Source organism: Ligilactobacillus murinus, from assembly GCF_003288115.1.
GTDB lineage: Bacteria > Bacillota > Bacilli > Lactobacillales > Lactobacillaceae > Ligilactobacillus > Ligilactobacillus murinus.
Map to the genome: position 1 here is coordinate 1,383,244 of NZ_CP023565.1, position 24,257 is coordinate 1,407,500.

Sequence of the window (24,257 nt, forward strand, 5' to 3'; positions counted from 1 at the left end):
TATTTACTTATAGCTAAAAGAGGACTACACTATTAGTAGTTCATTAAAGGGGGATGATTTTCAGTGACTAAATCAATCAGCACTGCACAACTCAAAAATTTTAAAAATTTACTTGAAAAACGTAATGATCACCGTGTTCTTGAACGGACTGTGACCCAAAATGGGATCTTAGCTTCCAGCTGTGACTATCGTGCAAAAGTAAACACAACACCTGTTTTCTCGATCGATCTTGATACAGGTAAGGTCGCTGACCAAAAACGATCCGGGCGTTGCTGGATGTTTGCAGCCTTGAATACTTTGCGTCACGATCTACGCAATCGCTTAAATCTACCAGATGAGTTTGAGTTATCACAAAACTTTACATTCTTCTGGGATAAACTCGAAAAAGCAAATTATTTTTATGAAAACATCTTACAAACAGCTGACTTCCCAACTTCTGACCGGAAAGTTTCATGGTTGTTAGCAACTCCACAACAAGATGGTGGACAATGGGATATGATCATGGGCTTGATCGAAAAATATGGCGTTGTGCCTAAGTCGGCTATGCCAGAGACCCACAACTCCTCAGCTTCAAGTGAATTCAACTCACTTTTGAACCTTAAATTGCGTAAAGATGCCGTTTTGTTGCGCGAATTAGTTCAAAATAAGGCAACCAAAGCTCAGATCGAAGCCAAAAAAGAAAAAATGTTAGCTGAAGTTTATCGCATGGCAGCTTACAGCTTTGGTGAACCACCGGCAACATTTGATTTTGAATATCGTGATCAAGCTAACAATTATCACCTTGATCGTAACTTGACACCAAAAGAATTCTTCGATAAATATCTCGGTTGGGAAACCAAGGATTACATCTCCGTGATCAACGGCCCAACAGATGATAAGCCTTTCAACCACATGTATACAGTTGATATGTTAGGCAATGTCGTTGGTGGGCGTGAAGTTCGACATCTAAACGTTGATATGGACACCTTCAAAAAATTAGCTATCAAGCAATTAGAAGCGGGCGAAAGCGTTTGGTTTGGGTGTGATGTTGGCCAAGCTTCTGACCGCAAACAAGGGATCATGGATACTGAACTCTATCACCGCGATCAACTCTTTGATGTTGATCTTTCAATGTCAAAAGCAGAACGCTTAGATTACGGCGAAAGCTTGATGACACATGCCATGGTCTTGACCGGGGTCGATCTTCTTGACGGGCAACCTACGAAATGGAAAGTTGAAAACTCTTGGGGTGATAAAGTCGGGACAAAGGGCTTCTTTGTGATGACAGATGACTGGATGAATGAATACTGCTACCAGATCGTTATCAACAAGAACTTCTTACCTGATGAATTAAAAGAAGTTCTAAAAGAAGAACCTAAAGTCCTAGCACCTTGGGATCCTATGGGTTCGTTAGCTTGACATCATAAAAAATCTCACTTGAAGTGAACCCATAAAGTTGGACACTCTATTTAGACTATATTTCTTAAGGCAAGATGTCGGTATTCTACCGGTGTCTTGCCTTTTAGTTTGACCTTTATCCGTTCGTTATTGTAATAGCTGATCCAGCTGATCATTGCTTTGACCAACTCTTCTTGTGTTGTATATTCTTTATTGTGATATAGCTCTACTTTCATTGTGTGGAAAAAACTTTCCATGGGTGCATTATCTAAGCACGTTGCCCTACGAGACATGCTTTGAAAGATCCTATTTTCTTTTAGCTTCTTTCGCCATTGGACACTCTGATATTGGACACCTTGATCGCTATGGAGAGTCATACGATAGTTTAATTTAGGTCTAAGTTTTATCAATGCATCCAACGGTTTTACCACGAAGTCTGTTGTTGGATGCTTACTGATACTATAGCTTACTATTTCATCTGTACATAGATCTTTGATAGGTGAAAGATAGACACGTTCTTCTTGTGTCTTATTTCCATACCTAAATTCACTTACGTCGGTCACCATTTTTTGAAATGGTAAATGTGTATCAAAACGTCGATGTAATAAGTTCTTAGCTTTCTTACCTTGTGGTCCAAGGGCAGAATTATATTTTCGCCTTTGTTTATTATACATATGCGCTGATAGATCATTTTCTCGCATGATGCGACTAACACGCTTATGATTTACTTTTATGCCTTGAGATCGTAATTTCAGTGTTACTGTACGATAACCAAAACACGGGTGCTTTGATTTGACCTCCTTTATAAGCTTTAATAGCTCCTCATCTTTATTTTTTCGCCTGTTTATTCGTTGGGCTTGATAGTAAAATGTACTACGTTTAAGACTAGTGTAAGGTAGTATTTCATCCAATGTATATTTAAATTTTTGCCTTAATTCTTGGATGATTTGATATTTTTCTTGCGATGTCCGCGCTTCTGAACCAAGGCATCGAGTTTTTTTAAGTATTCATTTTCAACCCGTAAAGCACGATTCTCAGCTCGTAAACGTTCTAATTCAGATAATTCTGATTTTTCTGCTTGTTTATTATTGTTGGTCGTCATGTGTTTAGCCCGTCCTCTTCTAGTAAATAAGACATCAACACCTTTAGTATCCAATTTACGTTGCCAAGTCGCGATCGTCCCAGGATTACTTATATCAAACTGAAGTGCTGTTTCCGGATAGGAAGCCTTATGCCTTTTTCTCCAGTTTAAAACGTTGAGCTTAAAATTTCCATCGTAATCGTATTTAGGGCGGCGAACTTTTAACCCATCAATACCATATTTTTGATATCGTTTGACCCACATAAGGATATTTGAGTGATTCTTCACTTTATAAACTTTAGCTACTGTGTTACTTCCATAGCCTCTTAGATACATATTTACAGCCTGCAACTTATCCTCAAAAGAAAATTTAGTCATAGTAAAACCCCCTAAGTTAGATTCCTTTGTCCAACTTAGGGGGTTCACTTCACTGAGGTTTGATAACTTCAGTGAGATTTTTTTATAATGTTGTTTTAGAGATGATCTGTAATTTCTCGTCTAATTCATAGATGATCGGCGCTGCATTAGCAACTTCGACCCCATCGATCCCTGTATCTGAGATCGCTTCTAAGTATTTGATCAACGCCCGTAAAGTACTACCATGAGCTACGATCAACTGCGCTTTTCCTTGCAGTACTTTTGGAGCGACCTGATCGACCCAGTAAGGGATGATCCGAGCTGAAGCCTGTTTTAAGCTCTCGGCTCGTGGAACGATCGTTTTAGGATACTTTTGATAACGGCGATCGCTTTGTGGTTTTTCCAACAAAGGTGGGACGGCTTCAAATGACCGGCGCCACAAAGCCACTTGCTTTTTACCATAAAGTTTACGGGTATAGTCTTTATTTAGTCCCCGCAATGCGCCATAATGTCGTTCATTTAACCGCCAAGTTTTGATGAGCGGTAAATACTCTTGCCCTAACTCAGCTAACACGATATCGGCTGTTTTGATCGCACGTTGCAAAACTGATGTATGTACGTGCTCAAACACGATCCCTGTTTGACGTAATTTTTCACCAGCTATTTTAGCTTCTCTGATACCCTGAGCGGTCAAAGGCGAATCCGACCAGCCAGTATATTCATTTTCTTGATTAGCTAAACTTTGGCCGTGCCGGATCAATACTAACTTTGTCATCCGTCGTTTCGTTTCCTTTCCAATTGCTCTTACTTCTACTACTATAACGAAAAAAGAAGCGTCAAAAAAGGTCTGTCGCTTCTTTTTTATTAAAATATCAATCACTATACCGCCATTTTGGATCCGTCAAGATCCGAGCTGCGATCAAGCCCAAAGGTAAAGCCAAGACGATCAATGTTGCTTGGGTCAACCAATATGCCCCCACACTGATAGAATTTAAACCAATGTTGTACACCGCCCGATACATATAAAGCCCAGGAACCATGATCACGATCGCAGGTACTGTCAAAGAAATGCGGGGGTAACCGGCTTTTCTCCCTAAGATCGAAGCCAATAACCCCGCCAACAAGGCGCCAACAAACGCGGCGGCTACAGGGGGAACATTGGTAAAATCGACCAATTCCAAACGTAACGTATTTGCCAAAGCACCGATAACTCCTGCTGTTGAAGCTAGTTTAGGTGAGCTATTGAACATCAAAGAAAAGCCAAAGACACCACAAAAACTAGCTGGTAACCTTAAAGCAAGCAACTGCCAAGAAGTCAGTTGTAAGGGGATAAAATCTTCAGGCTTGAAGTTGATGCTCATCGCAGTCAACCAGCCGACCATAGTAGCAACGATGATGATCGTCAAGGCATGTGCCATGCGTTCCAATCCTGAACGCATATCAAGTTTAGCGATATCTAATCCACTCGTGATAAATGGAAAACCTGGGATCACAAATAGCATCGCCCCTATATAGCCTGCTTCGTGTCGACTAGAAACCAAAAATAATGCTTCGAGTCCCCGAAAAGAGACCATATACATCAAACAGGCTACCGCCACACTGACGAAGATCCCTGCAAATAATGTGATCTTGTGCTGATTCATCTTAGCGCGCACATAATTACCAAAGCCCGCCCCTATAAAGGCACAGATCATTTCGATCAAACCACCACCGAGCAAAAAAACAAAAGCACTGCAAGCAAGGGCAGCTGCTAAACCTAAAACAGGCGGTTTATATAAGCCTGATTTAGCTCGGATCTGATCGATCAAATAATGGATATCTGAGATCGTCATCTGCCGGCCGTGGCGTTCAAATTCGCGCACAAACCACTCAAGATCAGTCAACTTACTCGTATTGACCCCTGAAGTCGCTAATGCCAAAGTTTGGGTGTAACTTTCATCAAGTTCGACACAAGTGTATTCGATCGAGACTAACCCAACATCAGCCGTACAGGTCAAGCCTAGAACTCGGGCAATACTATTCATTGAATTTCTAACGCGCCAAGCTCCAGTTCCACAGGCAAGCATCAAGATCCCGATCCGTCCAACGATCGCTGCTCGCTCCTTTAAACTTGCATCAATTGCCAATTCATCGCCGGCATCTCCGATAAATTCGTCCCATCGGATAGTCATATGGTGATGCTTGGATAATGGCGCACGTTTTCTTTTAGTAGCTTTCTTACTAAAATTTTTCTGCTGTTCCATTTTTGCCTCCAAACTATCAATATAAATTACCGTGTTATTTTTACGGTTTTGTAAACAATATGTAACATTACCGATTATAGCACAAAATCCCTGTATTTTCGGGCTTTTTACGAAAAGAAATATTTGACTTAAATCTTAATTTAAATTAAAATTCCTTCCTAAACCTTATATTTCATGTCCAAACGTGTATAATTCAATAAGAGAGCATAAAAATAAGGAGCACCATATATGAATAATGAAAATGAACCGCGATCAAGAAAAAGTTCGCCCTCGCATGTCAAAAAGCGTGACCCCAAATTACGCAAACGCATCTGTTGGACTTTACTGGCACTCACCTTGATCGTTTTTTGGGGAGTTGGAACGTACATACATCACATTCTAAATTCAGCTAAAGATACGTTAGACAAGACCTACAACGGTTCAAATATAACTAAGAGTCGCAACGTTTCCTCCGTCCTAAAAGATAAGCGTCCGATCTCGATCTTACTGCTTGGGACCGATACAGGTGATCTAGGGCGCGATGATACTGGGCGAACCGATACGATCATTGTCGCCACTTTAAATCCAGAAACTAAGACAACTACGCTAACAAGTATCCCACGCGATACTAAAGTCAAAGTTCCAGACTCGGTCAATTCATATGATAAAGTCAACTCAGCCTATACGATCGGTGGTGTCTCAACTGCGATCGAAACGATCCAAGATACACTTGATATTCCGATCGATTACTACGTGCTAGTCAATATGCGTGGTTTAACACAGATAGTTGATGCTGTGGGGGGAATCACGATCAAACCGCTACTTACCTTCAAGTACGAAGATGCCGATGTGACTAAAGACAAAACCGTAACGATGAATGGAAAGCAAGCCTTATCCTACTCACGAATGCGTTATGATGATCCAGAAGGCGATTACGGTCGGCAAAAACGGCAAAAGCAAGTTATCGAAGCGATCGTTAATAAATCACTTTCTGTTTCTGCAGTTTCTAACTATCAAAAATTACTTAAATCGATCGGAAGCAACATGCAGACCGACCTAACTTATGGTGATATGATCACGATCGCAACTAGCTACAAAGATGCTGGGCAAACGATCGAATCTAACGTGCTACAAGGACAAGATACTTTGCTAGATGGGCTTTCATACCAAGTCGCATCTGCTTCTGAAAAGAAAAAAGTCTCAGATGCGATCCGTAAGCAACTTGGCTTAGATGCTTCAACTAAGAGCTTTGACGATGACTCGTCACTCACTGATCCAACTGGTGGCTCTACTTATCAGACCACTGATGATAAAACAAATACCTATACTCCTGACTATGACGGCACTTCCGATCATACTGGAAATTATGCTTATTAATACCTGAATTGTCAAATTAAGTTAGAAAAAAACTACATGCTCATTTGTAATGTACTTCATGAATACTTCTAGTGGGGTTTTGTAGTTTAAACTTTTACGTGGAATATTGTTTCTATAGCTAGCTACTTGTTGGACATAGTCAGTGGGGAGATCACTGAGATTCATATCTTTTCCTAGTCCGTCTTTCCTAAGTAATCCATTCGTATGTTCATTTAGTGCACGTTGGTTAGGAGCACCTACATCGGCAAAGTAGGTACTGATATCATGCTTATTAGCGATATCTTTCCACTTAGAAAATTCCTTACCATTATCAAAAGTGATCGATTTAAAGAGTCCTTTAGGAGTAACAGAAAGTAAAGCATCAAGTTTCTCAAAGATAGCTTTATCCGTCTTATGGCGTGTATTCAAAATGATGACAGCCTTAGACTTTCGTTCAACTAATGTCATTACTGCACCACGATGTTTTTTACCTTGGATCGTATCAGCTTCAAGATGTCCAAATTCATTATGGTAGTTGGGATAGTCCTGATGCCGCTCTGAAAGAGCCCGACCTAGTCGTCCAGCTTTTCCACGGCGTTCAACGTAACCATTTGGATGTCTTTTTCCTTTCATTGGGAGCGAGGTCACATCTAAAACGTTAGAACGCTTGAAGATGCGATAAAGCGTACGCATTGAGCAACTGATATGTTTTTCATTACGTCCGATGATCGTATCAGGAGTCCAACCTAGACTAACTTTTTCCTTGATGTACTCAAGCTCATCATTAGGTAATACGATGAGTTTACGGCCGGATTTAGATTTATTAGCCCGATAGTTTTCATAGTATTCAGAGATCGAATTCCCAGCATCTAAAAAACGATATACTCGATAAATAGTTTCAGCACTACGTTTTAAGGTTTTAGCTACAATATAGGCTTTAACACCTTGATTCCAAAAATTTTGTATGAAGGACAGTTCGCTTATGGTAAGATGATTATAGGTCATTTGTGATTTTCCTTTACTTTTGTTTGTTGGTACTCAAAAGTCTATCACAAATGGCTTTTTATTTTTCTAACTTAATTTTACAAACTGCGATATAATAAAGACACGCTAAATTACTAAAGTACCCCCTAAGTTGGACAAAAGAAGCTAACTTAGGGGGTTTATTTCAGTATTAAAACGGAGTAAATTTAAAATTTGCTGGTGAACTTACTAAACGTGGCTTTTTGGGCTATCGGCTCAAGTGTTGTAACTTCGCCTAAGAGATCTTCCCTTGTGGTGAGCTTTATCAATATCATTTCTCATAGTTTCAAGTCTTTGCGCGGATGCTTGTCGGATTTCTACATTTTTCGTTGGAGAAGCGTTATTAACTAGTGATCAGTTGATAAGTTTCTTTCCTTAATTGGCATGTCTTTTTTATATGTTTTTAAAATGATAGCCATCTGCATACAAGCTTTTATGCTGTAAGACACATTCTGGATCAGTACTATTATTCTCAAAATAAAAAAGCTCATTGAAAAAATGAACTTGTCATCTTCAATGAGCTTTTGAAACTTATCTTAACGATGGATGTAGATGTAGCTACCTGCACCAGAAATAGTTTGGGTGTTAGGACCAGCTGGATTGCTAAAGCCCATACCGCCTTGGCTGATCGTTACAGAGTTGCCATTAACAGATTCAACATAAGCAACGTGTCCGTAAGCACCATCAGCTGTCCATTGACCACCAACGGATTGACCTGGTAAGAAGACGATGATCGAACCCGCAGCTGGTGAATGGTCTACTCTAAAGCCAGCAGCTGCTGCAGAGGAACCCCATTGGCCACCATTACCCCAGTTATTACCAGCCCAAGGAGCAACTTGTTTTACGTACCATGTACATTGACCCCATGGATATGTGTTACCTGCTACGATACCATGTGCGCTACCATCACCTTGGCTGATGCTACCAGCGTTAGAAGAGCTTGTGTCTTCTGATCTTGTTTTGTTTTCAGTAGCTTTATTATCATTTTTGTTCTCTTTCTTAGCGTCAGCAACTTGTGCAGTTGCATTTGCTTTATCTTGAGCAAGTTTAACTGCATTTGCAGCTTCTTCATATTGAGATTGTAAAGCAACTAAAGTAGCCTTATTATCTTCGATCTTCTTGTTCAGATCAGCTTGTTGTTGATCTGATTTTTCTTTCATTGATTTTAAATCATTTTGCTTTGTTTCAAGCTCAGATTTATCTGATTGCAAGTTAGCTTTTGTCTTTTCTTGTTCATTCAATAATGATGTATATTGATCTTTAGCTTCTTTAACATCATTCAAAGCTTCTTTATTAGCTTGGTTCAACTTATTGACCGTAAAAGTACGTGAGACCAAGTCAGAGAAGTTTTCTGAGTTGATCACGAAATCAAGGTAGATGTTACCACTAACTGTATCACCAGATTTCTTTTGTAGAGCAACTAATTGCCCCTTAAGTGCTTCGGTGCGTTTTTCAACTTCGACCTTAGCACCTTCGATCTGCCCATTTAACTTGTCGATTTTTTCATTTGATTGGTCGATATCAGTCTTCAATTTTTCGATCTTTTCAGTGTTATCAGAAATTTGTTCTTGTAATTTAATGTTATCAGCGTTTGCTGAGGCGATATCTTTTAATAATTTATCTGTTTCACTTTTATTAGTATTGATCGCATTTTGAGTATCAGACACAGCATCTGCACTCACTGCTGTTGTTGTATTTAAAACAGATACAGCCAACATACTAAGTGCGACTGTACTTGTGATCATTTTCTTTAAAAACATAATTTGGATACCTCGTCGATTTATTTACTTTTCATAGTATACACTAGTAAGATTACAAAAATGTTACTCTTAAATTACATATTTGTACTTATTTATCTAGGTATGTTACTTAGAAATACGAAAAAACCCGTGTTTGTAACACTTACATCCACGGGACAAATTATATTTTATTTTCCAAATTCACTTAGATCTAACAAAATACTACCATAGGCTAACCCGGCACCAAAACCGGTCAACAAGACTTTTTTCGGTCGTTTTCCTTGCTCTAAAGCTTGTGCCAAAGCTAACGGGATCCCTACTGATGAAGTGTTTCCCGCTTCCGTGACATTGATCGCAAACTTGTCGATATCCAAAGCCAAATGTTGCGCGATATTTTCGATCAACCGCAAATTAGCTTGGTGCGTGATCACAAGATCAAGGTCAGTTGGTTTGACACCATTATCTGCCAAAAATTCAGCGATATGAGCATTAACGTCATTTGTTACAAAATTGTAAACTGCCCGTCCATCTTGGTAAAATGCATCCAATTGTGGATAATTATCGGCAGCCACTTTTTGTAGCGGGGCCACCCGTCCACTGTGGATAACTTCAGTGTTACCTTGGGTGGCGATCTTTTCCGCTAAATACGCTGTATTGCCGGCACTTTTTTCTAAGATCACCCCCGCAGCACCATCTCCAAAAAAGACTGCTGAGGTCCGATCGGTAAAGTCCATCATCTTGGAATTAGTTTCCGCACTGATGACCATTGCCCGCTGATACATCCCACTGTGGATAAATTTTTCAGCAGTTGCCAGCGCAAAGATAAAGCCCGCACATGCGGCGGATAAGTCATACGCAAAAGCATTGCTAGCTTGGATATTTTTTTGGACGATCGCAGCTGTCGCGGGTGTTAAAGCATCGGGGGTGATCGTTGATACGATGATCAGATCGATTTTTGTCGCAGCTAACTTAGCTTGCTGTAATAACTTTTGGGCGACCTTTGTAGCTAGATCTGACGTATTTTCAGCGATCGCATAGTGCCGTTTTTTGATCCCAGTATGGGACACGATCCATTCATCGGACGTATCCATCAACTGACTCAATTCATCATTAGTCACTACCTTTTCAGGAAGATATCCCGCACTTGCGGTAATTTTTACGGCTGTCATAGTAGGCCCTCTTTTCAAAAGATTTATCATTAGCTTTATGATAACATATCGCTTTGTGGATAAACTACCTCTTTAGCTTTTATCCACAAATGAAAAAGCAGGACTGTGAATATTCACAGCCCTGCTTAGTGATGCGGGTAAATGGATTCGAACCATCACGAGCTCAATTGCTCACCAGATCCTTAGTCTGACGCGTCTGCCAATTCCGCCATACCCGCGACAACAGAGTTAATTATAGCAGACAAACCAGACCCCTGCAACCATTTTTTTAGACTTTTTTCAAAAGGCGCAACTTTCCGTGACAGCGACTACAGACAAAACGTTTGATATCGATTTGACGTTGGCGTAGATAACTTTGCCCGCACTTTTGACAACAGTAAGTGTATCGGTAATTCTTACTACTAGCTGGGGCATACCGTAAACCTCCGACCTGACGCAATAATTGTTTAAAATCCTGATCACGATGCCGATATCCCTGTCCTGTTAAATGTAGATGGTAGTGACAAAGCTCATGCTTGATCGTTCCGATAAGGGTAGCTTTGCCATGTTTAGTCAACATCTTTTCATTGATCTCGATGTCATGACTCATCAATAAATAACGGCCCCCAGTGGTTTTCAAACGTCGATTGAAGTAAGCGCGGTGGATAAAAGGACGTTTGAAATACCGCAATGAGAGCTCTTCGACTAATGCTTGAAGTTGTTGATCATTCATCAGCTGGTGCTAACATGCTCAACTGGATGCGCCCACGCTTAAGATCGACATCCGTCACATAAACATCAACGATATCACCGACAGCGACGACTTGACTTGGATGTTTGATAAATTTTTGACTCATCTTAGAGACGTGAACTAAACCATCTTGCTTGACCCCAATATCTACAAAAGCGCCAAAATCGACCACATTACGCACCGTCCCCTGTAAATTCATCCCTACCTTAAGATCTTCTAAGTGTAAGACATCGGCTTTTAGTAGTGGTGCTGGCATGGAATCACGTAAGGTACGGCCCGGTTTCTTTAAGCTTGCTACGATATCTTTGACCGTGGCTAGTCCCGCTTGATTGGCTTTAGCAAAAGCTTTAGCATCAAAATGTGCTAACTTTTCTTCCGCCCAAGTAGTCCCAATCTGAGCTGGGTCGATCTTTACTTTAGCTAAGATCGCTTTCGCTAAAGGATAGCTTTCCGGGTGAATATCAGTGTTATCAAAAACATTTTTTCCCCCAATGATCCGCAAGAAACCAGCAGCTTGCTCGTAGGCTTTTTGGCCTAATCGGGCAACTTTTTTGAGCTGGGTCCGCGTGGTAAAGCGCCCATTTTCATCCCGATAAGCGACGATATTTTTGGCAGTCGTCTTATTTAGTCCCGAAATATGTTGCAATAAAGCGGCACTAGCGGTATTCAAATTGACCCCGGCTTGATTGACCCCAGTTTCGATCACCGTTTGGAGTTTATCATCTAATTCTTTTTCGGGCAGATCGTGTTGATATTGGCCGACCCCGATCGCTTTAGGATCGATCTTGATCAATTCCGCTAACGGATCTTGTAACCGCCGAGCAATACTTACCGCTGAACGCTCTTCGACATTAAAGTCAGGAAATTCTTCACGCGCTTGGGCACTGGCAGAATAAACTGATGCTCCAGCTTCGTTGACGATCACATAATAGACTTGCTTGTGCTTTAGCTCGCTTAAAACTTCGGCCACAAAACTTTCCGATTCCCGACTCGCTGTCCCATTACCGATCGCGATCATTTCAACTTGATATTTTTCAAGTAATTCAAGCAAAATTTGCTTTGCTTGAGCTCGTTTTTTAGGATCTGGGCGCTTGCCTTTAGCTTTTTCATGGGGATAGATCACTGCTTTAGCTAAAAATTTTCCAGTTGGATCAACGATAGCTAATTTACACCCTGTTCTAAAAGCAGGATCAAGTCCTAAAACAGTCTTGCCTTTCAAAGGCGCTTGCATCAATAAGTGGTAAAGATTATCACCAAAGACTGCGATCGCACTAGCCGCCGCCCGCGCTGTTAGTTCTTTACGCAATTCGCGTTCGATCGCTGGCCGGATAAAGCGGCGATAGGCATCGGTATACGCTTGTTCCACGTATTGCATACTTGGCCCTGACTTTTGCCCGATGATCCGTGCATGAAAATAGCGCAGTACATACTCATCATCGAGTTTGACTTTGACTTGTAAGATCTTTTCCTTTTCTCCCCGGTCAAGGGCCAAGATCCGATGGTCTAAGATCGTTTTGAGCCCTTCTTCAAAACTATAATAGTCCTGATAGATTCCCTTTTCATCTAAACTTTCATCTTTGACTTTTGCTACTAACTTTCCTTTAGTTTGAGCATGCTTTCTGACCCAAGCCCGTAGACTTGCATCCTCACCAAAAGCTTCAGCTAAGATCTCATGCGCACCTGCCAAAGCTTCTTTTGGCGTCTTGAGCCCTTTTTTGGGATCGACATATTTTTGAGCTTGGCTAATAACATCTTCTGGGCTATCTGTCAGTAAAAATTTAGCTAGACCTTCTAAGCCTCGTTGACGTGCGATCTGAGCTTTTGTCTGCCGTTTTTGCTTGAACGGTAGGTAAAGGTCTTCGAGATGTTGTAATGTTTTGGCTTGAGCTAACTGTTGCTCTAGTTTAGGTGTTAATTTCTTTTGCTCAGCTATTTTAGCTGTAACATCAGCTCGTCTTTTTTCAAGTTTTTCAACTTGCTGGTAAGTCGCGGTGATCTCACGCAATTGAACTTCATCTAAGCTTCCCGTTGCTTCTTTACGATAACGGGCGATAAATGGGATCGTATTGCCCTCTTCAACTAATTTTAGAACTTGCTTGATCTGATCAGGACGATAGGCTAACTGTTGCTCAACTAATTGTAAGTAATCTGCTTCCACATTTTTCCCCTCACATTCTATGATTTAACTAGATTATAGTGATTTTTTGATAAATGAACAAGTTTGCGCTTCGGTCAATAAAAGACTAAAATCATACGTGACACTATTTTAAGGGGGCAGCATTTTTTGACACCGAAAGCAGCACTTAAACATTACTTTGGTTATACCGAATTTAAAGCCGGCCAAAAAAAAGTGATCGACTTACTCTTAGAACATAAAAATACTCTTGCACTCTTACCAACTGGGGGCGGGAAATCTCTGTGCTATCAGATCCCGGCACTCTTAGAAGATGGTTTGACCTTAGTCATCTCACCTTTGATCTCACTGATGAAAGACCAAGTCGATAGTTTACAACAAAATGGGATCCCCGCCGCCTTTATCAACAGTTCCCAGGAATTTGAAACTGCTAAAGCGGTCTTAACAAGAGCCCGCCGGCATGAATTAAAATTGCTCTATATCGCTCCTGAGCGCTTAGAAAATCAATTTTTCTTAGAGTTACTACAGACCTTACCGGTTTCTTTAGTCGCAGTTGATGAAGCACACTGTATCTCTCAATGGGGCCATGATTTTCGTCCCAGTTATTTAAAATTACCAGCTTTATTAGCTCAACTGCCGGTCTCTCCTACGCTAGTTGCCTTGACCGCTACCGCTACCCCACAAGTTGCCCAAGATATCAAAGAATTACTTATGATCCCCGCTGAAAATGAAGTCAAAACGAGCTTTGCCCGCGATAATTTGACCTTCAAGCTTATCAAAGGCACTGATTTTGAACATTATCTTCTCAGCTATCTCAAACAAAATCCCAATGATTCTGGTATCATCTACGCCTCGACTCGCAAAAAAGTCGAACAGTTAGGCATCATGTTAAATAAAATGGGGATCAAAGCGGGCATTTACCATGCGGGCTTAAGTGAATTACAACGGCGTGAAAGCCAAGAAGATTTTCTTTACGATCGTACCCCCATCATGGTCGCTACCAATGCTTTTGGAATGGGGATCGATAAAAGTAACGTACGCTTTGTGATCCATGCCCAAGTTCCCGGTAGTCTAGAGGCCTATTATCAAGAAGCTGGTCGCGCCGGACGTGACGGACTACCAAGCGAAGCGATCTTATTTTACAAAGATGCTGACTTGCAAGTCCAACGTTTCTTTATCGACAATTCCCAAGCCGACGAACAACACCGTGAATTTGATTACCAAAAACTCCAAGCCTTGACCCGCTACGCTAATACCGAAGAATGTTTACAACGCTTCTTAGTCCAATACTTCGGCCAAGATTGTCCTGATTGTCAAAAATGTACAAACTGTACTGATACCCGTGAAAAACAAGACATCACTAAAGAAGCTCAGATGATCATGTCGTGTATCGTGCGGATGCAATCGCGCTTTGGCAAAAAGATCGTTGCCCAAGTTTTAGCCGGTTCTAAGGCTAAACGGATCCTTGAATTAAATTTCGATCAGCTTTCAACTTATGGTATCATGCACCAAAAAACTAAAGAGATCGAAACTTTGATCGACTTTTTGACTGCCAGTGGTTATCTCAAAACAAGCAGTGGGCAATTCCCCACGCTCCATGTGACCCAAACAGGGCTAGCCGTCTTACGCAACCAAGCAAAAGTTTACGCACGCAGCGAAAAAGCTGAGCGCAACAGCAAACAACGAGTGGAAAGTGGCTTATTTGAACATCTCCGTAAGTTGCGCCGTCAGCTGGCTGAAGCCCAACATGTACCACCATTTGTCATCTTCTCCGATCAGGCCTTACAAGACATGTGTGTGCTCTTACCGTCAAATGAGATGGAATTCTTAGAAGTCAAAGGTGTCGGGCATAGTAAACTTGAAAAATACGGGACGATCTTTTTAGACGCCATCAAAGAATATAAGCATGACAAACAGCTCGAGTAATTTCGTACAAATAACAAAAATCCATCAAGATGTTTTTTGCATCTCGATGGATTTTTGTTATCTGCTAAATATCACAGTCTTTTTTGTCTGCGCATATTTATTTAAGCTCATTTCCAAAATGTATCGTAGACCGTGATCGGCAAATGGCGTTTATGTTTTGTCTTGACAAACCAATTTTCGATCTTTTCAGCCGCATCAGCACGCACTTCTTTACCCTCTAAATAGTCATCGATGTCATCATAGGTCACACCTAAGGCTACTTCATCTGGTAAAGCTGGACGATCTTCTTCTAGATCAGCTGTCGGTGTCTTTTGATAAAGATGTTCAGGCGCACCTAAGACTTCTAGCATTGCTCTACCTTGGCGTTTGTTTAACCGCCATAATGGCATGATATCAGCACCGCCATCCCCAAATTTGGTGTAAAAGCCAGTGATCGCTTCAGCAGCGTGGTCAGTACCTACAACCGCCCCACTGTTTGCACCTGCGATCGCATATTGGGCGATCATGCGTTGGCGTGCCTTGATATTACCCTTGTTAAAGTCACTTACCGTCACATCATTAGCTTGAACTGCTACTACCATTGCATCGGCAGCTTCTTTGATGTTGACTCGCATCATTTCATCAGCTTGCATAAATTCGATCGCATCCAAAGCATCACTTTCATCGGCCTGGGTCCCATAAGGTAAGCGCACAGCGATAAATTTATAACTGTCATCACCTGTCTTTTCACGCAATTCAGTGATCGCCATTTGACATAACTTGCCACATAACGTTGAATCTTGGCCCCCAGAGATCCCTAATACAAGGGTCTTTAAAAATGGATGCTTGCACAGGTAAGCTTTTATAAAATCGATCGAGCGTCTGATCTCAACTTCAGGATCGATCGTTGGTTGGACTTTTAATTCAGTAATGATCTCTTGTTGTAATGTTCTCATTAACTTTGACCTTCTTACTTTTCAAGTTTTTGATTGATACTTTCACGAACCGCTTTAATGATCTTCATCTTATTGTCGTAACATTTCTGTGAAAGGTCGACTGGATAATCTTGCGGGTTTAGATCGCGCTTATATTCTTCCCAAAGACTATCTAAATGCAATTTGGAATATTCTTTGATCTTCTCTAAAGTCGGCAGCTCATAGACTAACTCACCTGCTTTGAAAATATCACGCAATAAAGGTCGTGCATTAAAATCAGTCACATCTTTATTGATATAGGTATATTGTGGATGGAACATATACAGTGATTTTTCCTTGCGCGGATCTTCATCCCCGATCGTAATGTAATCACCTTCAGATTTACCATCGGTCTTTTTAGTGATCCGCCAGACTTGCTTACGTCCTGGAGTCGATACTTTTTCGGCATTACTTGAGATCTTGATCGTATCTTCTAACACACCATTTTCGTCCTCGATCGCTACCATCTTGTAGACCGCACCTAAAGCAGGTTGATCATAGGCCGTGATAAGCTTAGTGCCCACACCCCAAACGTCGATCTTAGCCCCTTGCATCTTCAAGTTGGTGATCGTCTTTTCATCTAGATCGTTTGACGCATAGATCTTAGCATTAGGAAAACCTGCTTCATCTAGTTGTTCCCGAACACGTTTTGAAATATAAGCCATATCGCCAGAATCGATCCGGACCCCTAAGAAATTGATCTGATCGCCTAGTTCTTTAGCTACTTTGATCGCATTTGGCACACCTGAACGCAAAGTGTCATAAGTATCAACTAAAAAGACACAATCTTTATGCGTTTTAGCATATGCCATAAAAGCATCATAATCATTGCGGTAAGCTTGCACTAAGGCATGAGCATGTGTTCCACTAGCTGGGATCCCAAAGATCTTAGCTGCCCGTACATTGCTGGTCGCATCAAAGCCTCCAATATAGGCTGCCCGCGTCCCCCACAAAGCTGCATCAAATTCTTGTGCGCGCCGTGTTCCAAATTCAAGCAAGGCATCCTCCCCACAAGCTGAACGGACACGGGCTGCTTTGGTTGCGATCAAAGTTTGATAATTAACGATATTCAAGATCGCTGTTTCGACTAATTGGCAATCTACCAATGGGCCTTCCACTTGGAGCAAAGGTTCATTGTTGAAGACGACTTCCCCTTCAACAACTGAACGGATCGTCGCTTTAAATTTAAAATTGCGGAGATATTCGATAAAATCATCCGGATAGTCGCCGATCTCTTTTAAGTAGGCGAGATCATGTTTTGTAAAGCGCAAATTTTGAATATAATCAACAATACGCTCTAAGCCTGCAAAAATCGCATACCCATTTTGAAACGGCAGCTTACGAAAATAAACTTCAAAAATTGCCTTACGCTCTGCCAGACCCTGGCGCCAATATGTCTGCATCATATTGATCTGATAAGCATCAGTATGCAATGTATAACTGTCGTCTGGATATAATTTAACCATTTCTTTCCTCTTCATTAATCAATTGTTTTTCCGAAAATTTTTTAGCGGATTTGACTATATGAGTCTAATTTTATCACTTTTGAGCCAAAACACCAATCTAACTGCTATAATAATAACAGATCCTTAGAGTTAAATGAGGTATATCATGCAAAATAATTTTGAGACTGTAAATGTTTTGGGGCTTGATTTTATCAAAGCCACCCAAACTGAATTTTTGGAACAACTAAAACGCGATAGCCAAACTAAAGCTAACCGTTTTATCGTGACTGCTAACCCTGAGATCGTCTTAGCATCTAAAGCTGATCTTGCCTACGCTAAAACTATTCGTAGTGCCGATTATGTCACAGCTGATGGGATCGGGATCATCAAAGGAGCTAAGATCTTAGGTGATCCTTTACCTGAGCGTGTGACTGGCTATGATACGCTGGTCGCCTTACTTTCTTTTGCCAACAAACATCAAAAACGCGTCTTTTTCTTAGGTGCTAGGCCAGCTGTCTTACAACAAGTTTTAACTAAAGTAGCTACCAACTATCCAAATCTAGTGATCTCTGGAAGTTGTGATGGCTACTTTAAAGATGAAGCCAAAGTTGCTGAGCAGATCAAACAAGCTGAGCCTGACTTTGTTTTTGTCGCTTTAGGTTTTCCTAAACAAGAGTTCTTTATCGCTAAATACCAAGACCTTGCTTCTGCGATCTGGATGGGCGTGGGGGGAAGCTTTGATGTTTTATCTGGTCAAACTAAGCGCGCGCCTAAATGGTGGATCGATCACCATCTCGAATGGGCTTATCGTTTATTAAAAGAACCGAGCCGTTTTTTTCGCATGTTGGCTTTGCCTAAATATCTCTTATTAGTCTATCGCAAAAAATATCTTAAGTATTGAGCTTTAGAGCCGTTAGCTGTTGTTTAACGGCTTATTTTTTTATATAATGGAAAATGCATTTATAAAAATCAAGGATAACTTGGACTGGTTCGTAAACTTCCCAGGATAAAAAACCAAGAATCTCATAAGGAGGTAGGAAATATGAATGCAACTCTTCGCAAAAAAGTCATTATCGACTGTGACCCTGGTATCGATGATAGCCTAGCTTTGATGCTAGCGCTCGCATCGCCTGAACTTGATGTTCTCGGGATCACCACAGTCGCTGGTAATGTCCCTTCAGATCTAGGTGCTAAAAATGCACTCAAAATTTTAGCTCATTGTCATCAATTAAAGATCCCCGTTTATCGTGGTGCAGATCGACCTTTAAAGCGTGACTATGTCAGTGCCCAGGATACCCATGGAAATGATGGTTTAGGTCAAAGCAAACTGCCTGAAATACATAAAAACTATCACTCAAATGCTTGTGAATTTATCAATGAAACGCTTAGAAAAGAGCAAGATGTAACGCTCATTGCACTTGGTCCTTTGACCAATATCGCTTTAGCCCACCAAAAAGACCCTAAAGCTTGGCAAAATTGCACGCGGTTCGTGTCCATGGGGGGAAATTTTAAAAGCTTTGGCAATTGTTCTCCCGTAGCTGAATACAATTATTGGTGTGATCCTGAGGCAGCAGCTTATTGTTTTGAGCACTTACCTGTCAAGCTCGAAATGATCGGCCTTGACGTTACTCGCAAAATGCTTTTTACCCCCAACATACTTGAATTGATCTACCAAAATGCACCTAAGGAAGCTGAATTCATTCAAAAAATCACGCGCTTTTATTTTGATTTTCATTGGCAATATGAAAAAGTCATCGGTTGTGTCATAAATGATCCTTTAGCTGTCCTCTATGCGATCTTTCCTGAGCTTTGTGCTGGCTTTGATGCTAATACTCAGATCGTTACTTCAGGGATCGCACTTGGGCAAAGCATCGTTGATGAGAAAAATTTTTGGCACCGTTCTCCTAACAGTCACGTCTTAGTAAAAGTCGACGCCTTAAAAGCGATGCAACTCTTTTTAGCACGCACTTGTGGGTTAGATCCTGAAATGTTAGCCCAGGTCTTACCACAGATCACAAGTCTGGAGGGAAAATAATGCTTAAAAAAATGACACCAAAAACATTGACGCTCTGTGCTTTCGGGATCGCTTTAAATATCGTTGGTAGTAATCTAGCCTTATTTTTACATCTACCACTTTACCTTGATACCCTAGGAACAATGCTTTGTGCCGCTTTGCTTGGCCCACTCTTAGGCATGCTTGTTGGCGCAAGTACCGCCCTTTTTGTTGGCCTGACTACTGATGTCTTTTCCTTGTATTATTCGCCGATCCAATTATTGATCGGGGCGATCGTTGGTCTGCTTTTCAAATATCTCCGTTCCCCTAAAAAATGGCAGATCTTAAGCGTAGCTGGTGTGATCTCTTTACCTGGAACTTTGACGAGTACCGCGATCACTTACTTCTTATTTAACGGTATCACTAGTTCAGGTTCTAGCATGTTGGTCCAACTCTTAAGTGGTTTGGGACTACAAAAAGCTTTAGCGATCTTTTTAGTTCAGCTAGGAACTGATTATTTAGACCGGCTGTTGACTTTTTACTTGGTCTTACTGATCGTTTCAGCGCTCAAAAAGCGCCAACTTTTTACTGCCTAAAAAAATTAAACGACGTACAAGCTTAGCCTGTACGTCGCTTTTTTATTTTTCTAAATAAAATTCAAACCGCTCACCAGCATACTGGGTCCGAACATATTCAAAGGGACGTCCATCCCCTAATCTAGTGATCTGACGCAACCGCAAGATCGCTGAACCACGTTTTAAGTCAAGATATTCGGCGATCTTTTCAGAAGCCAACATCGAGCTGACCGTTTGTTGCGCATGGCCGATCGTCAAACCATTTTCTTGTAGCGTTCCGTAAAGTGAGTTAGTGATCTGTTTTCTTGCATAATCTTTGATCAGATCATATGGCAAAGTCGCCACTTCAAAACAGATCGGAACTTCATCGGCATATCTGATTCGCTCCATTCGCAAGACTTTTTGACCAGGCTTTAACTTTAAATGCTCACTTTCACTAAGCGAAGGGGCAGTCACCAAATAAGAGACCGTCTTACTGGAAGGCGTCTTTCCTTGCGCTTCTGTCAACTCCGTAAAACTCGTGACTCCAGACATCTTTTCTTGGACCTTTTTGCGCGCTACATAAGTGCCTGACCCGATATGGCGCTCCAAGATCCCTTCTTCAACTAAAGTCTGGATCGCTTGACGCAAGGTCATTCGACTGACACCAAACTGCACCGCTAGATCGCGCTCTGAGGGGATCCGATCACCGACTGCCCAGTGATTGGCTTCGATCTCTTGTTTGATTTTGTTATGGATCTGAATGTAAATTGGTGAACCCATGACTACCACCTTCCATATTTGGAATTATTTTTTGAATCGGCGTCCAAAACTATATGTTTCGACTAGATCAAGCTCATGATCAAAGACGTTAAAATCAGCATCTTTTCCCACTGCTAACACACCTTTTTGAGTCAAACCAAACTCTTTGGCTTGATTTAAGGAAGACATCTTGATCGCATCTTCTAGTGAACACCCAGTAAACTTCATAATATTTACAAAAGCGTCCTTATATTGTAAAACACTTCCGGCCAAATTACCACTCTCAAGGCGAGCTTGTTTGTCTTTAACGATAACTTTTTGACCACCTAATTCAGAGACTCCTTCTGGCATGCCCTTAGCTCGCATCGAATCAGTTACTAATTCGATCTTATCTGGTCCCTTCAATTCATACGCTAATTTGATCATATCAGGGCACACATGGAAACCATCAGCGATCAATTCACAATAGATATTATCTTCGAGCAAAGCGTGACCTGTCACACCAGGTTCACGATGTTTGAATTCGCGTTGTGCGTTATACAAATGCGTTACGTGACTGGCACGAGAATGCTTCATCTGTTCTCGAGTCGCATTACTGTGTCCAACAGAAGGAACGATCCCATGTTCTAAACAGTATTGCTCAAATTCCGGCGAAGTTTCATGCTCAGGTGCATAGGTCACTAATTTGATCATATTACCGGATAATTCGTTCCAATGATCAAATAATTTTGTATCTGGAGCTTGGATATATTCTTCTGGTTGGGCTCCCTTAAAAACTGGTGAAACAAAAGGACCTTCTAAGTGGATACCTTGAATAACTGGATTCTTAGCCGCCGCTTCTTTGATCGCTGTCATCGCATGGGCAATATTTTCTGGTGATTGGGTCATTGTCGTTGGAAAATAAGTCGTGACACCTTCATAGACCATATCATCGACCATTTCACTCAATTCTTTTGCATTACCATCCATGGCATCAAAATTATAGCCACCGTGACTATGTACATCGATAAAACCCGGCACGATGAGCTTACCTTCAACATCGATCACCTCTTGATCAGCTGGTGAAACTCGATACTCACTCATTGGACCGATCGCCTCGATCTGCTCATCAAATCGAATATAGGCGTCATCTATCTTATCTTCCCCAGTGTAAACAACAGCATGCTTGATAACTTTGCTCATAATTGGACCCGCTTTCTTATTTTAATTACATCTTAATAGTAATAGGTATAGACCAAAATTACAAGCACAAACGCTTATTTTCCTTGATCTTTATTGATCGTCGCATCCATGCCCTTGATCACAGCTGTCATAAAGCCCGCTTCTTCCATGGCAAGTAAGCCAGCGATCGTCGTCCCACCAGGTGAACAAACATCATCAACTAGTTGCATCGGTGTCTTTTGATCAGCTAAAACTTTTTGTGCACTCCCTAAAACAGCTTGGGCTGCGATCTTGGTCGCTTGGTCTTTTTTCAAGCCATATTTGACTCCAGCTCGTGACATCGCATCAATGAAAAAGTAAACATAAGCTGGCGAACTACCCGCTAAAGCTACAAAGGTACTAAAATCTTTTTCGGGTAAGATCTCAGTTTGGCCGATCATTTCAAAGAGTCCTTTGACGCGTAAAAAATTAGTCTCAGTCACAGCAGGACTTGCATTCAAAGCTGTCATTCCTGCTGCGATCTCTGCATTGACATTTGGCATGATCCTAATGACCTCTAGCTCTTTAGGTGTCAGCTCTAACAAATCTGCGATCTCTGCGATAGATACTCCCGTCACCATCGAAACGACGACTGGCTTTTTGGCTTGGACGGTTTCTTTGATCTCGTGTAAGACCTCAGCTAACACAAGCGGTTTGACTGCTAAGAAAATAATGTCTGCCTTTGAAACGACCTCTGTATTGCTAGTACAAGCGTGTAGTCCATGTTCTTTAGCATATGGTTCATAGCTTGCTTTATGGGCGCTGTGGAGATAGATCTCAGCTTTTTGCCCTTGACTTGACCAGCCATTGATAATTGCCCGTGCCATATTTCCAGCACCGATAAATCCTAATTTCATTTGCTCACCTGCTTTTTTAAATTAAAAAAAGGTCACGACCTAATTAAGTCGTGACCTATCAGTCATTGGGCTAGCTGGATTCGAACCAGCGCATGACGGTACCAAAAACCGTTGCCTTACCGCTTGGCTATAGCCCAATATGGTGGAAGGGAGTGGATTCGAACCACCGAACCCGAAGGAGCGGATTTACAGTCCGCCGCGTTTAGCCAGACTTCGCTACCCTTCCGTATTCCATATCTCATATCAGATGACTTAACGCATCCGACTTAATTATAATACCCTGTTTAGGATCAAAATGCAACACTTTTTGAAAACTTTTTTAAATAATTTTTTTCTGACCCTTTTTAAAACTTTAAACTAATCTCCAATAAAAAAACTGTACCGCTGATCTGAAGTGATCTGCGATACAGTCAAATGTTAATTAACGTTTTCCATTAGTTTTTTGATACGTGGTGTTAAAACTAAAAGTAATCCACCAAAGACTACGGTAACGATCCCGATCGTTCCAAAGTATACTACTTCAGTTCCATCATTGTAGAGACGTACGATCTGTGCATTGAAGGCTTGGGCCACCGCGTCACCTAAGAACCAAATACTCATCATTTGAGCTTGGAAAGCTTTAGGAGCTAATTTAGTCGTCACAGAAAGGCCGATCGGTGAGATCAACATTTCCCCGATGATAACTAAAGCCCAACTCATGACCAACCATAATGGACTGACTTTAGTATCGGTTCCAAATAAAAGCCCTGGTAACATCATCCAGATAAAGGAAACCCCAGCAAAGAACAGACCAAAGGAGAACTTCATTGGTGATGATGGTTGTTTCTTCCCTAATTTAGTCCATAATTTGGCAAAGAATGGAACATACAGCATGATGAAAAGTGGGTTCATACTTTGGAACCAGCTTGATGGGAAGTTAAAGCCAAATAATGATAACCGTGTTTGTTCGTTGGCAAATAATGCTAAAACAACTGAGCCTTGTTCTTCGATCGACCAGAAAAGCACAGATGCGATGAACAATGGGATATAGGCTAATACACGTGAACGTTCAACTTTATCGATCTTGTTACTTGCCAAGATCTTAACGAAGTAATAAACCGGAATACATACCGCAAAGATCGTCAATAAGTTGATGATGTTCATGATCGTAAACATATTAAAGAGCAACATCAAGGCAATGATCAAGGCGATCAAGACGCTCCAAACAGCAGTCTTTCTACCCAAACTCTTCATTTCATCTGGTTCAAGTGGATCAGTTGGATATAAGCTTTCTTTAGAAAGATACTTCCGACCATCGATCAAGTATTGGATCAAACCAAAGAACATCCCGATCGCTGCTAGTGAAAAGCCAAGGTGGAAGTTGACTTGTTGACCTAACC

The 24,257-nt window shown here is 41.2% G+C and carries 21 protein-coding genes, 3 tRNA genes and 1 riboswitch (1 of these 25 running past the window's edge); of the genes, 6 read left to right on the plus strand and 18 right to left on the minus strand.

The features are described from left to right. Positions 1-63: 63 nt before the first annotated feature. Complete coding sequence (locus CPS94_RS06950) at positions 64-1,398, plus strand: C1 family peptidase (RefSeq protein ID WP_112194367.1); 1,335 nt, start codon at positions 64-66, stop codon at positions 1,396-1,398. A 50-nt stretch (positions 1,399-1,448) separates the two neighbouring features. Here the strand turns inward: CPS94_RS06950 and CPS94_RS06955 are convergent, their stop codons facing one another. From CPS94_RS06955 to CPS94_RS06970, 4 genes are all read right to left on the minus strand, one after another. Further along, on the minus strand, positions 1,449-2,384 hold the full coding sequence (locus CPS94_RS06955; protein ID WP_112193146.1) for an IS3 family transposase: 936 nt from the start codon (positions 2,382-2,384) through the stop codon (positions 1,449-1,451). Continuing rightward, a complete protein-coding gene (locus tag CPS94_RS06960; protein WP_112286448.1) occupies positions 2,309-2,836 on the minus strand; it encodes a helix-turn-helix domain-containing protein in 528 nt (175 codons plus the stop codon). The genes CPS94_RS06955 and CPS94_RS06960 overlap by 76 nt, the downstream gene beginning before the upstream one ends. Positions 2,837-2,918: 82 nt before the next feature. Continuing rightward, on the minus strand, positions 2,919-3,590 hold the full coding sequence (locus tag CPS94_RS06965) for a 2,3-bisphosphoglycerate-dependent phosphoglycerate mutase (RefSeq protein WP_112194363.1): 672 nt from the start codon (positions 3,588-3,590) through the stop codon (positions 2,919-2,921). A gap of 97 nt (positions 3,591-3,687) precedes the next feature. Continuing rightward, the gene (locus CPS94_RS06970) at positions 3,688-5,058 is read right to left on the minus strand and encodes a threonine/serine exporter family protein (protein ID WP_112194361.1); all 1,371 of its coding nucleotides are present in this window, start codon (positions 5,056-5,058) and stop codon (positions 3,688-3,690) included. Between the two features lie 228 nt (positions 5,059-5,286). Between CPS94_RS06970 and CPS94_RS06975 the strand changes: the two genes are divergently transcribed. Next, positions 5,287-6,414 (plus strand): LCP family glycopolymer transferase, encoded by a 1,128-nt coding sequence (locus CPS94_RS06975; RefSeq protein ID WP_112194360.1) that lies wholly within the window; start codon positions 5,287-5,289, stop codon positions 6,412-6,414. Positions 6,415-6,435: 21 nt separating this feature from the next. Here CPS94_RS06975 and CPS94_RS06980 read toward each other — a convergent pair whose 3' ends face one another. The 6 genes from CPS94_RS06980 to CPS94_RS07005 all read right to left on the minus strand — a co-directional run bounded on the left by CPS94_RS06980 (position 6,436) and on the right by CPS94_RS07005 (position 13,212). After that, a complete protein-coding gene (locus CPS94_RS06980) occupies positions 6,436-7,398 on the minus strand; it encodes an IS30 family transposase (RefSeq protein WP_004048827.1) in 963 nt (320 codons plus the stop codon). 554 nt (positions 7,399-7,952) lie between these two features. Beyond that, the gene (locus tag CPS94_RS06985; protein ID WP_407936380.1) at positions 7,953-9,161 is read right to left on the minus strand and encodes a CHAP domain-containing protein; all 1,209 of its coding nucleotides are present in this window, start codon (positions 9,159-9,161) and stop codon (positions 7,953-7,955) included. Between the two features lie 182 nt (positions 9,162-9,343). After that, entirely contained in the window at positions 9,344-10,324 is a 981-nt protein-coding gene (locus CPS94_RS06990; RefSeq protein ID WP_112194356.1) for a beta-ketoacyl-ACP synthase III, read from the minus strand. 132 nt (positions 10,325-10,456) lie between these two features. Beyond that, a tRNA-Leu gene (locus CPS94_RS06995) sits at positions 10,457-10,542 on the minus strand. Between the two features lie 50 nt (positions 10,543-10,592). Beyond that, complete coding sequence (locus tag CPS94_RS07000; protein WP_112194354.1) at positions 10,593-11,036, minus strand: SprT family protein; 444 nt, start codon at positions 11,034-11,036, stop codon at positions 10,593-10,595. Continuing rightward, a complete protein-coding gene (locus CPS94_RS07005) occupies positions 11,029-13,212 on the minus strand; it encodes a Tex family protein (protein ID WP_112194351.1) in 2,184 nt (727 codons plus the stop codon). Before CPS94_RS07005 ends, CPS94_RS07000 begins: the two co-directional genes overlap by 8 nt. Before the next feature lie 126 nt (positions 13,213-13,338). Here CPS94_RS07005 and recQ point away from each other — a divergent pair, with 126 nt between their 5' ends. Further along, positions 13,339-15,114 carry a DNA helicase RecQ gene (gene recQ / locus CPS94_RS07010; RefSeq protein ID WP_112194349.1) on the plus strand — a complete coding sequence of 592 codons (1,776 nt, stop codon included), beginning with the start codon at positions 13,339-13,341 and terminating at the stop codon, positions 15,112-15,114. A 107-nt stretch (positions 15,115-15,221) separates the two neighbouring features. Here the strand turns inward: recQ and nadE are convergent, their stop codons facing one another. Then, positions 15,222-16,049 (minus strand): ammonia-dependent NAD(+) synthetase, encoded by an 828-nt coding sequence (gene nadE, locus CPS94_RS07015; protein ID WP_112194347.1) that lies wholly within the window; start codon positions 16,047-16,049, stop codon positions 15,222-15,224. 14 nt (positions 16,050-16,063) lie between these two features. Beyond that, positions 16,064-17,533 carry a nicotinate phosphoribosyltransferase gene (locus CPS94_RS07020; protein WP_112194345.1) on the minus strand — a complete coding sequence of 490 codons (1,470 nt, stop codon included), beginning with the start codon at positions 17,531-17,533 and terminating at the stop codon, positions 16,064-16,066. Between the two features lie 145 nt (positions 17,534-17,678). Between CPS94_RS07020 and CPS94_RS07025 the strand changes: the two genes are divergently transcribed. The 3 genes from CPS94_RS07025 (at position 17,679) to CPS94_RS07035 (ending at position 20,101) form a co-directional block, all read left to right on the plus strand. Further along, complete coding sequence (locus CPS94_RS07025; RefSeq protein WP_112194343.1) at positions 17,679-18,413, plus strand: WecB/TagA/CpsF family glycosyltransferase; 735 nt, start codon at positions 17,679-17,681, stop codon at positions 18,411-18,413. A gap of 78 nt (positions 18,414-18,491) precedes the next feature. Then, positions 18,492-18,536, plus strand: a riboswitch (PreQ1 riboswitch). A gap of 18 nt (positions 18,537-18,554) precedes the next feature. Then, complete coding sequence (locus CPS94_RS07030; RefSeq protein ID WP_112194341.1) at positions 18,555-19,547, plus strand: nucleoside hydrolase; 993 nt, start codon at positions 18,555-18,557, stop codon at positions 19,545-19,547. After that, on the plus strand, positions 19,547-20,101 hold the full coding sequence (locus CPS94_RS07035; RefSeq protein WP_112194339.1) for an ECF transporter S component: 555 nt from the start codon (positions 19,547-19,549) through the stop codon (positions 20,099-20,101). Before CPS94_RS07030 ends, CPS94_RS07035 begins: the two co-directional genes overlap by 1 nt. Positions 20,102-20,143: 42 nt before the next feature. Here the strand turns inward: CPS94_RS07035 and CPS94_RS07040 are convergent, their stop codons facing one another. The 6 genes from CPS94_RS07040 to CPS94_RS07065 all read right to left on the minus strand — a co-directional run. Then, a complete protein-coding gene (locus tag CPS94_RS07040; protein WP_112194336.1) occupies positions 20,144-20,842 on the minus strand; it encodes a GntR family transcriptional regulator in 699 nt (232 codons plus the stop codon). A gap of 24 nt (positions 20,843-20,866) precedes the next feature. Beyond that, the gene (gene nagA / locus CPS94_RS07045) at positions 20,867-22,003 is read right to left on the minus strand and encodes an N-acetylglucosamine-6-phosphate deacetylase (protein ID WP_112194334.1); all 1,137 of its coding nucleotides are present in this window, start codon (positions 22,001-22,003) and stop codon (positions 20,867-20,869) included. Between the two features lie 74 nt (positions 22,004-22,077). Continuing rightward, complete coding sequence (proC, locus tag CPS94_RS07050; protein WP_004051821.1) at positions 22,078-22,878, minus strand: pyrroline-5-carboxylate reductase; 801 nt, start codon at positions 22,876-22,878, stop codon at positions 22,078-22,080. A gap of 65 nt (positions 22,879-22,943) precedes the next feature. After that, positions 22,944-23,015: transfer RNA gene (locus CPS94_RS07055), tRNA-Gln, on the minus strand. Between the two features lie 3 nt (positions 23,016-23,018). After that, a tRNA-Tyr gene (locus CPS94_RS07060) sits at positions 23,019-23,104 on the minus strand. Between the two features lie 191 nt (positions 23,105-23,295). After that, positions 23,296-24,257, minus strand: partial view of a peptide MFS transporter gene (locus CPS94_RS07065; RefSeq protein WP_112194332.1) — the 3' portion only. It continues 508 nt past the right edge of the window; 962 of the gene's 1,470 nt are visible here — the last part of the coding sequence; its start codon lies beyond the right edge, outside the window; it ends in the stop codon at positions 23,296-23,298.

Excerpts from the sequence above, each read along its gene's own strand:
- CPS94_RS06960 (WP_112286448.1), bottom strand. The coding sequence starts at position 2,836 with ATGACTAAATTTTCTTTTGAGGATAAGTTGCAGGCTGTAAATATGTAT.
- CPS94_RS06965 (WP_112194363.1), bottom strand. The coding sequence starts at position 3,590 with ATGACAAAGTTAGTATTGATCCGGCACGGCCAAAGTTTAGCTAATCAA.
- CPS94_RS06970 (WP_112194361.1), bottom strand. The coding sequence starts at position 5,058 with ATGGAACAGCAGAAAAATTTTAGTAAGAAAGCTACTAAAAGAAAACGT.
- CPS94_RS06975 (WP_112194360.1), top strand. The coding sequence starts at position 5,287 with ATGAATAATGAAAATGAACCGCGATCAAGAAAAAGTTCGCCCTCGCAT.
- CPS94_RS06980 (WP_004048827.1), bottom strand. The coding sequence starts at position 7,398 with ATGACCTATAATCATCTTACCATAAGCGAACTGTCCTTCATACAAAAT.
- CPS94_RS06985 (WP_407936380.1), bottom strand. The coding sequence starts at position 9,161 with ATGATCACAAGTACAGTCGCACTTAGTATGTTGGCTGTATCTGTTTTA.
- CPS94_RS06990 (WP_112194356.1), bottom strand. The coding sequence starts at position 10,324 with ATGACAGCCGTAAAAATTACCGCAAGTGCGGGATATCTTCCTGAAAAG.
- CPS94_RS07000 (WP_112194354.1), bottom strand. The coding sequence starts at position 11,036 with ATGAATGATCAACAACTTCAAGCATTAGTCGAAGAGCTCTCATTGCGG.
- nadE (WP_112194347.1), bottom strand. The coding sequence starts at position 16,049 with ATGAGAACATTACAACAAGAGATCATTACTGAATTAAAAGTCCAACCA.
- CPS94_RS07020 (WP_112194345.1), bottom strand. The coding sequence starts at position 17,533 with ATGGTTAAATTATATCCAGACGACAGTTATACATTGCATACTGATGCT.
- CPS94_RS07025 (WP_112194343.1), top strand. The coding sequence starts at position 17,679 with ATGCAAAATAATTTTGAGACTGTAAATGTTTTGGGGCTTGATTTTATC.
- CPS94_RS07030 (WP_112194341.1), top strand. The coding sequence starts at position 18,555 with ATGAATGCAACTCTTCGCAAAAAAGTCATTATCGACTGTGACCCTGGT.
- CPS94_RS07035 (WP_112194339.1), top strand. The coding sequence starts at position 19,547 with ATGCTTAAAAAAATGACACCAAAAACATTGACGCTCTGTGCTTTCGGG.
- CPS94_RS07040 (WP_112194336.1), bottom strand. The coding sequence starts at position 20,842 with ATGGGTTCACCAATTTACATTCAGATCCATAACAAAATCAAACAAGAG.
- nagA (WP_112194334.1), bottom strand. The coding sequence starts at position 22,003 with ATGAGCAAAGTTATCAAGCATGCTGTTGTTTACACTGGGGAAGATAAG.
- proC (WP_004051821.1), bottom strand. The coding sequence starts at position 22,878 with ATGAAATTAGGATTTATCGGTGCTGGAAATATGGCACGGGCAATTATC.